The organism is Streptomyces sp. NPDC048248 (genome assembly GCF_043201875.1).
Lineage (GTDB): Bacteria > Actinomycetota > Actinomycetes > Streptomycetales > Streptomycetaceae > Streptomyces.
On record NZ_JBICZL010000009.1, the window covers coordinates 125,144 to 133,620 of the forward strand.

The following is an 8,477-nucleotide window of genomic DNA, read 5'->3' on the forward strand; positions in this document are numbered from 1 at the left end:
TCCCGGGGCCGGCTGGGGTACCACACCCGCCCGACACGCGCCCAAACGACCGCCGCCCGGGGGGCCGCCCCCCCCCCCCCCCCCGCGGGGGGGCCGCCCCCCCCCCCCCCCCCCCGCTCCACCCTGCGGCCGTCCCATGACGCCGACGCGCTCCCTTCCTCGAAGGCCCCCTCGCAACAGCGCGATCGGGGCCTTCGCGGCGCTCTACGGGGCACGCCCGCAGCGCTCCTGCCGGTCGCCGCACGACCGGTGACGACCACGCCGCATGAGGCAGGTCACGGACACCGCCCGGAAACGCATCTTGGGTGGGACAGCCGGGACATGCCCCGCAGATCATGACGCGGCCCACCGGCCTTTCGTCCCCTCCGCTGACATCCGCTCAAGAAGCCCGAAGGACACCGCTCGTGAGCTACCCGAATCAGAACCCCTACGGTCCGCCGCCGGGCCAGCAGCCGGGCCAGCAGCCCGGTTACGGCTATCCGCAGCAGCCTCCGCCGCCGTCGCCGTACGGCCCGTACCCGGGCGGCGGGATGCCCGGTGCGCCTTATGTGAACGGGATGCCGGGCGGCGTGAAGGCGGCCCGCGTGATGCTGTTCGTGCTGGCCGGCCTCAACGTCATCGGCCTGATCTTCGCCGTCATGGGCCTGGGCAGCGTCAGCAAGGCCGCGCACAACACCTCGCCGTACGACACCGACGAGACCGCGGCCATGCTCAACGTCGGCAAGGGCGTGCTGATCGCCCTGATCGTGCTGATCGTGATCTTCTCGGCGGCCGCCATCACCCTGGCCCTGCAGTTCGCCAACGGCGGGAACGGTGTCCGCATCGCCAGCATCATCTTCGGCATCGCCAACACCCTGGCGAGCCTGATGACCTTCCCGCTCGGTCTGGTGCACACCGCGCTGGGCATCATGGTCATCGTCTTCGTCTCCAAGGACGACGGCAACGCCTGGTTCAACAGGCCGCGTTACTGAGCATCGCGCCCGAACCAGAAGGCGTCGACATTGCAAGGGCCGCACACCCTCCGGGGTTGCGGCCCTTGCAATTCGCGGCTCAGTGAAGGGCGACGAGTTCGTCGCGGACGGACCCATCGAGCTGGGCCACAGCCTTGACCTCGCCTCGGCGAGCACCTCGAATCCGCCGGGGAACGAGGAGAAGACGCCCGAGGCGCCGTACGCCCCGAGTGCTCGACGAGCAGGATCGCGTTGGACTCCACGGCGCGGCCCGCTGGACCAGGCGAAGGACAACTCGATCTCGAACGGGGCCTCGCTCGACCACCGGAGTCCACGTCGAAGAGTCGTCACCCTCGTCCTGCACCCTGTGGGTGACCTGGAGCAGCGTCCACGCCACAAGGGCCGCAACCCCCGCCGGGGTTGCGGCCCTTGTGCTGTGCGGCTCAGTGGAAGAAGTGCCTGGTGCCCGTGAAGTACATCGTCACGCCCGCCTTCTTGGCGGCCTCGACGACGAGTTCGTCGCGGACCGAACCACCGGGCTGGGCCACGGCCTTGACGCCCGCCTCGGCGAGCACCTCGAAGCCGTCGGGGAAGGGGAAGAAGGCGTCCGAGGCGGCGTACGCCCCGCGTGCCCGCTCCTCACCGGCCCGCTGGACGGCCAGCTTCGCGGAGTCGACGCGGTTGACCTGGCCCATGCCGACGCCGACCGTGGCGCCGTCCTTGGCGAGCAGGATCGCGTTGGACTTCACCGCGCGGCTCGCCCGCCAGGCGAATGACAGCTCGGCCAGCTCGACTTCGGTCAGGGCCTCGCCGGCCGCCAGGGTCCACGTCGAGGGGTCGTCGCCCTCGGCCTGCAGCCGGTCGGTGACCTGGAGCAGGGCCCCGCCGTCGATGGCCTTGACCTCGACGGTGTTCGACGGCGCGTCCGGGCAGCGCAGCACGCGGATGTTCTTCTTGCGGGAGAGCGCCTCGACGGCGCCGTCCTCGTAGCCGGGTGCCACGATGACCTCGGTGAAGATCTCCGCGACCTGCTCGGCCATCGCGAGCGACACCGGACGGTTGACGGCGATCACGCCGCCGAAGGCGGACAGCGGGTCGCACTCGTGCGCCTTGCGGTGCGCCTCGGCGACGTCCGGACCGACCGCGATGCCGCACGGGTTGGCGTGCTTGATGATCGCCACACACGGCTCGGACTGGTCGTAGGCGGCGCGGCGGGCGGCCTCGGTGTCCGTGAAGTTGTTGTAGGACATCTCCTTGCCGTGCAGCTGCTCGGCGTCGGCCAGCCCGCCCTCGCCGTTGACGTACAGCGCGGCACCCTGGTGCGGGTTCTCGCCGTAGCGCAGCACGTTCTTGCGCTCGTAGGTGGAACCGAGGAACTCGGGGAAGCCGGAGTCGTCGGCGGCGGCGTAGTCGTCCGCGAACCACGAGGCGACGGCGACGTCGTACGCGGCGGTGTGCTGGAACGCCTCGGCGGCCAGCCGCTTGCGGGCGGCCAGGTCGAAGCCGCCGCCGGCGAGCGCCTCGAGGACATCGCCGTAGCGGTCGGGGTTGACGACGACGGAGACCGACGGGTGGTTCTTGGCGGCGGCGCGGACCATCGAGGGGCCGCCGATGTCGATCTGCTCCACGCACTCGTCGGGGGTCGCGCCGGAGGCGACGGTCTCCCGGAACGGGTAGAGGTTGACGACCACCAGGTCGAACGGCTCGACGCCGAGGTCGGCCAGCTGCCGCTGGTGGTCGGTCAGCCGCAGGTCGGCGAGGATGCCCGCGTGCACCTTGGGGTGCAGGGTCTTGACCCGGCCGTCGAGGCACTCGGGGAAGCCGGTGAGTTCCTCGACCTTGGTGACCGGCACCCCGGCGGCCGCGATCCGGCCCGCGGTCGAGCCGGTCGAGACGAGCTGGACGCCCGCGGCGTGCAGCCCCTGCGCCAGCTCCTCCAGTCCGGACTTGTCATAGACGCTGACCAGCGCGCGGCGGATGGGCCGCTTCGTACCTTCGGTGGCGGTCACGAGATACGTACCTTTCGTCCCTCAATGCGGTAGCCGTGACGCGCCAGACGCCCCACGACCTCGACGAGCAGCGAGCGCTCGACTTCCTTGATGCGCTCATGGAGCGCGGATTCGTCGTCCTCGTCCCGGATCTCGACCACGCCCTGGGCGATGATCGGGCCGGTGTCGACGCCTTCGTCGACGAAGTGGACGGTGCATCCGGTGACCTTCGCGCCGTACGCGAGCGCGTCGCGCACGCCGTGGGCACCGGGAAAGCTCGGCAGCAGCGCCGGGTGGGTGTTGACGATGCGGCCGCCGAAGCGGGCGAGGAATTCCTTCCCCAGGATCTTCATGAACCCGGCCGACACCACCAGATCGGGTTCGCACGCGGCGGTCGCGGCGGTGAGTGCCGCGTCCCAGTCGGCACGGCTGTCGTGGTCCTTGACCCGGCAGACGAACGTCGGCAGACCGGCCCGCTCGGCGCGCTCCAGCCCCGCGATGTCGCCCCGGTCGGCGCCCACGGCCACGATCTCCGCTCCGTAGGCCGCCGCCCCTTCCTCGGCGATGGCGTCGAGCAGTGCCTGGAGGTTCGTCCCGGAACCGGAGACGAGCACGACGAGCCGGGCGGGCGGAACGGGCGCGTCCGCGCGGGGCGCGGTGGGAGAGGAGGCCACGGTGGGGGTCTTTCTCGCGGGGGTGCTGCTGTCTGGCGGAGGGCGTACGGCCGCATTGGCGGTTTGTACGGTCGTACGAAGCCATGGGTTGCGTGAATACGGGGAACCCTACGAAGGCGCCGACCGTCAGCAACGATACCGGCACACCGCGCGGCCCCCACGGGACGGGGGCGGGCACGGGAGGTAGCGTCAGGCGTAAGAGCGCATGTTGTTCGTGGTAACCGTCCCTCCGGTCCACCGGCCGGGGGGACGGCCAAGACAAGGGGAAGACTCACTCCAGATGCCGGACCGACGCCGCCGCGCGGCCCTCCTCCTCCCTCTCCCCGCTACCGCCGGGTGGTACCCCCATCCCGTGACCGCCCCCGGGATGGTCCTGCTCCCGCGTGAGCGCAAGTCGTCGTCCTCCTCCCCGGACTCCTCTTCCTCCGAGCCCACGAACGGCCCCCAGGACACGCCGGAGGACAACGGCGCCCGGGACCGCCGCACGCCCGCCGACCGGGACAACCCCTTCGCGCCTCCGCCGGCCGACGCCCCCGAGCAGGAGTGGCGCCCGCGCCACCCCGCCCCGCACGGCCAGGGCAAGGGCCAGGGCGACGACGGTGAGCAGGAGCCCGGGCAGCAGGAGGAGCCGCCCCCGGCGTGGGGCAGCCAGTGGAGCAGCCGCCAGCCCGGCAGGCAGAGCGGCGGTTTCGGCTCCCGGCCGGGCGGCCGCAACGGTCAGCAGGGCGGTGGCCAGGGCGGTCCTGGATCCGGCGGCGGGCCCGGCGGTCTGCGCTGGGACCCGACCGACCCGGCGCAGCGGCGCGCCCGCTACGCCCTGCTCTCCGGCATGTGGTCGTTCTTCTTCGTCCTCTTCAGCCTGCCGGAGATCTCCCTGCTGCTGGCGTCCCTGGCCCTCTACTGGGGGATCAGCTCGCTGCGCGCCAAGCCGAGCACCGCGCGGTCGACCGCGGCCGCGACCACCGCGGCGATGGAGGGGCGGCCCGCGCCGAGCGCCGCCCCGCCCGCTCCGGGACAGCCCGGCGCACCGGCGGCTCAGGGCTCCACCCGCCCGCAGACCACTGCCGCGATCGCCGGGCTGGTGACCGCTACGCTCGCGCTGATGATGGTGGCCGCGACCTTCACCGTCCAGCTCGTCTACCGCGACTACTTCACGTGCGTGGACGACGCCCTGACCCGGTCCGCCGCCAAGTCCTGCGAGAAGCTGCTCCCCGAGCAGCTGCGTCCGCTGCTGAGCACGCAGCAGTAGGAGCTCCGTCCGGTCGCGGGGACAACCGGCCGGGCGCCCAGGGGGCGCCACGGCGTCACGACTGTCCGCCGCCGGAAGATCCCGCACGGGCCTGAACCGCGTCCGCCTCGCGCGCGGGCCCCTCCGCGTGCGCGTCCTGGTACGCAGGAGGCCGGGGCGGCTCCGTCGACGAAGGCGGCTCCGACGGTGGCTGCGCGGGACCCTGCGGCGGGAAGTCGGCCATCAGGCCCCCGGAAGCCGCCCGCAGCTGTGACCAGCGGGCCGGGCGGGAGTCCGCGGCGTGCCAGGCACCGTAGGGCCGCATGGTCGCACCCGAGTCGTAGGGATCACCGGACGAGGGGGCCTCAGCCTCACCTGACGGCGCGTCGGACACGTCCGCGGCCTCGGAGGTACGTCCCCGGGCCGGCCACCAGGTCCGAGGGTCGCGCCACGACCGGCGACGCGGGACGGCACAGGCGGCGCGGGTGGGGCCGCCCGGCGAGCCCGCAGGCCCGGTGCCGGCGCCCGGAGTGGTCAGCTCGGCGGGCTCGCGCGGCAGCGGCGGCCGTGCCGCCGGGTCCGGGATGGCCCGCATGCCGCCGGGCTCCTCGCGAGGACGCACGAACCACCGGCGCCCGACATGCTCCGCAGCCGGCTCGTCGGCGAAGGCGTCCCGCAGCGCGCCGTCTCCGGCCCGGCCGCGTGCCTCGGGACCGTCACCCCTTTCCCGCAGCCCCGGCGGCACGGTCCCGTTCGGGCCCCGGTAGGAACGAAGTCGGCAGACCCGCACGACGAGAGCGCCCGGAATGCCGATCGCCGCGGTCCAGCCGGCCGCCGCGAGGCCGGTGAGCCACCAGCTGGGGCCGAAGTCGCCGAGCGCGCGGGTGCCCAGGGCCCCTCCGGCGAGGGCGGCGACCACCGCCATCGCCAGGCCGCAGCCGACGGCGGCCAGACTCGCCACGGACGCGGTCGACCGCCAGGTCCAGGGCGCGGCGACGGAGCCGGGCCCCCCGGGGGGACGTGCGGCGTATCGGGCGAGCAGTACCCCCGCGGCCACCGGCGCCGCGGCCACCGACCAGCTCAGCGGGCCACCGGCTCCCGGGTCGGGCAGGCCGCTGAGCAGTGGGAAGTGCGGCAGCACCGGGGAGCCGGCCACGCCCAGCGGCCCGACCGCGCTGCCCGCCCCGACGGTGAAGCCCGGCCCCAGCCCGTACGCGGCGCCCCAGACGGCCGCGTTCGGCAGGAGGGTGAGGCAGAGCAGCACGACCGTGCAGCGGCCCACCCAGTCCGGGGCGAGCCGGAGCAGGTCCTCGCGCGCCTCCCCCGCGTGCAGGACGAGCGCGAGGAGGGTGAGCAGCACGCCGGATGCGAGAAGGGTGGTGACCGCGGCGGCAGCGGCTTGCAGCGCGAGGGCGAGCCGTGGAGCCGTCAGCACCGCCCGGACACCGGTCGGAAGGCCGGTCACGGCGCGGCGCACGCGGTCGGGCAAGAGGTCAGCCGCCGCGTCTCCGAGGGTGCGCCAGGCCGTGACGGCGAGGGTGGCGATCGCGGCGCCCGGTACGGCCGCCAGGGCGCTGAGCGGCGCCGCGCTCAGCGGGCCTGTCGAGGCGTACAGCACCACCGTGAAAGCGACCAGGACGTAGCCGGCCAGCAGCGATCCGAGCAGGGTGCGTGGCGCGACCGTCGCTTCGGTGGCGGCGGTGACCCGGCTGCCCCGGGAAGGGGAGCTGCCGGAGGCGTGCCCCGGTCCGCGGTCGCCTTCACGGTCGCCTTCGCTGTCACGGTCGCGGTCGGAGTGGTCCTGCGGGGTGCCGGCGGCCCCCGGCTCACCGGGACCGGCCGGCCCGGGCCCGTGCGGGTCGCAGACCGCGCCCGCCAGGGTGTGCCGGGCCGCCCGGTGGAGCAGCAGGACGGGGAGGACGGCGAGCAGCAGCGGCGTGACCGCGACCGGGGCCGGTGGGCCGGTGGGTGTCGTGGTGCGCACGAGGTCGCCGCCGTGGGCGAGCAGCCACACGTCGGCCGCGAGATGCAGGGCCCGGGTCGGTGCGCTGTCGGGGTACGGGGAGGCGACCCACAGCAGGAGAACGGCGACCACGACGGCGCCGAGCCCGAGGCCCGCGGCCATCACCCCGCCCGCGAAGGCGGCGCCGATCGCGGAGGATCGCTGCGCGGCGGCTCGGCCCTGTGAGGAGAACGTCGGGCCATGGTCGGTCAACTGGCTCACACCGCCATGCTGCCAACAACACCCCATTCATCCAGGTAGTGGGCAAATGCCCGACGTGTCGCGCAATATATGCTTATGCATGCTTTCGCACTCCTCCGTGGCACGCGGCCCCTAGACCCGTCCGGCACCGGCGGGGAGCGGCAGAGATGACGCAGCGCAAGCAGCGGACCTCACGCAAGCGGCAGCGGCCCCGTCCGCCGGGGAGCACCGCAGCGGGGCAGGCGACGGAACCGCCCGGGGCGCAGCCCGAGTTGCCACTCGACCTTCTGTCAGAAGTTGCCGACGCTCCATCAGGTGATGAGGTCCGTATCGCTCCTGAGGCAGCATCAACAGACGCGTCGGCTTCCGGCCACGACGACCTCCCCGCCGCCACCGGGGACGCCACCGCCGCCTTCGACGCGCTCTACAACCAGCACGCCGCCGCACTGATCCGGCAGGCGTATCTGCTCACCGGGCGGCGCCGGCCCTCCCGGCGTGCCGTCGAGCGGGCCTTTCACCTGGCGTGGCACCGATGGCCCGAGGTGGCGAAGGATCCGGACCCGGCGGGATGGGTGCGTGCCGCCGCGTACGACTACGCGCTGTCGCCGTGGCAGCGGCTTCGGCCCGGGCGTCGCGGCGCGGAGAAGCCGGCGCGCAAGGCGCCCGCGACGCCCGCCGATCCCACGCACCGCGCGCTGCTGGAGACCCTGCTGGAATTGCCCGCGCCCTACCGTCGGACGCTGCTGCTGCACGACGGGGTCGGGTTGGGGCTGTACGAGACCGCGGCCGAGATCGAGGCGAGTACCCCCGCGGCGGCCGGGCGGCTGATCCGCGCGCGGGACACCGTCGCCGAGCGGCTGCCGGATCTGCGGCTCGGCGCGCAGCCACCGGTGCGGCAGGGTGAGATTTTGCACGCGAGGCTCACCGAGCTGGCCGCCGCGCAGCCGGTGGATCCGCCGGCGCCGCGAAGGGTCAGGGTCGGCAGCGAGCGGCGGGCCCGGCGCATCACTCACGCGGCGCTCGGACTGACCGGGCTGATCGCGGTGGCGGCCGTGTTCGCGGTGGTCGGCGCGCCGGAGAGCCACCGGACTCCGAAGGAGCCCGCCGCGACCGCGTCGGCCACGGCCGGCCCAGCCGACCCCGCCGGCCCAGCCGGCCCCGCCGGCCCGGAGCGCTCGGGCCACAAGGCCGACCGGCGGGCGGAGCGGGACGGGGCGAACGAGTCCGGCAGGACGCACAGCCGGGAGAGGGCGGCCGTGCGAAGGTCGCCCCCGGACGCGCGCCTCATCCCGGAGACCCGTTAGCCGTCCGGCCTGCCGCCGTCCGCCGAAAACGGCCGCGGGGGCGGGGCCCCCCCCGGGGGGGGGGGCGCGGGGGGGGGGGGCGGGGGGGGGGGGGGGGGGGGGGGGGGGGGCGGCCAGCCGCGCCGCGGGG

Annotated in this window: 6 protein-coding genes; 3 read left to right on the top strand and 3 right to left on the bottom strand. The window is 74.3% G+C overall.

The window, feature by feature from the left end:
- Window positions 1-404: 404 nt before the first annotated feature.
- Window positions 405-971 carry a hypothetical protein gene (locus tag ACGFZW_RS20860; RefSeq protein ID WP_393894644.1) on the top strand — a complete coding sequence of 189 codons (567 nt, stop codon included), beginning with the start codon at window positions 405-407 and terminating at the stop codon, window positions 969-971.
- A gap of 422 nt (window positions 972-1,393) precedes the next feature.
- On the opposite strand, the gene purH is transcribed toward ACGFZW_RS20860, so the two are convergent.
- Together purH and purN are read right to left on the bottom strand one after the other, a co-directional pair.
- Entirely contained in the window at window positions 1,394-2,959 is a 1,566-nt protein-coding gene (gene purH / locus ACGFZW_RS20865; RefSeq protein ID WP_393894645.1) for a bifunctional phosphoribosylaminoimidazolecarboxamide formyltransferase/IMP cyclohydrolase, read from the bottom strand.
- The gene (gene purN / locus ACGFZW_RS20870; protein ID WP_393894646.1) at window positions 2,956-3,612 is read right to left on the bottom strand and encodes a phosphoribosylglycinamide formyltransferase; all 657 of its coding nucleotides are present in this window, start codon (window positions 3,610-3,612) and stop codon (window positions 2,956-2,958) included. The genes purH and purN overlap by 4 nt, the downstream gene beginning before the upstream one ends.
- 280 nt (window positions 3,613-3,892) lie before the next feature.
- Between purN and ACGFZW_RS20875 the strand changes: the two genes are divergently transcribed.
- Window positions 3,893-4,861 (top strand): hypothetical protein, encoded by a 969-nt coding sequence (locus ACGFZW_RS20875; protein WP_393894647.1) that lies wholly within the window; start codon window positions 3,893-3,895, stop codon window positions 4,859-4,861.
- Between the two features lie 55 nt (window positions 4,862-4,916).
- On the opposite strand, the gene ACGFZW_RS20880 is transcribed toward ACGFZW_RS20875, so the two are convergent.
- Window positions 4,917-7,064 carry a DUF6350 family protein gene (locus ACGFZW_RS20880; RefSeq protein WP_393894648.1) on the bottom strand — a complete coding sequence of 716 codons (2,148 nt, stop codon included), beginning with the start codon at window positions 7,062-7,064 and terminating at the stop codon, window positions 4,917-4,919.
- A 146-nt stretch (window positions 7,065-7,210) separates the two neighbouring features.
- On the opposite strand from ACGFZW_RS20880, the gene ACGFZW_RS20885 reads away from it, so the two are divergent.
- Window positions 7,211-8,347, top strand: a complete 1,137-nt coding sequence (locus ACGFZW_RS20885) for a hypothetical protein (RefSeq protein ID WP_393894649.1) — start codon at window positions 7,211-7,213, stop codon at window positions 8,345-8,347.
- The last annotated feature ends 130 nt before the right edge of the window (window positions 8,348-8,477 follow it).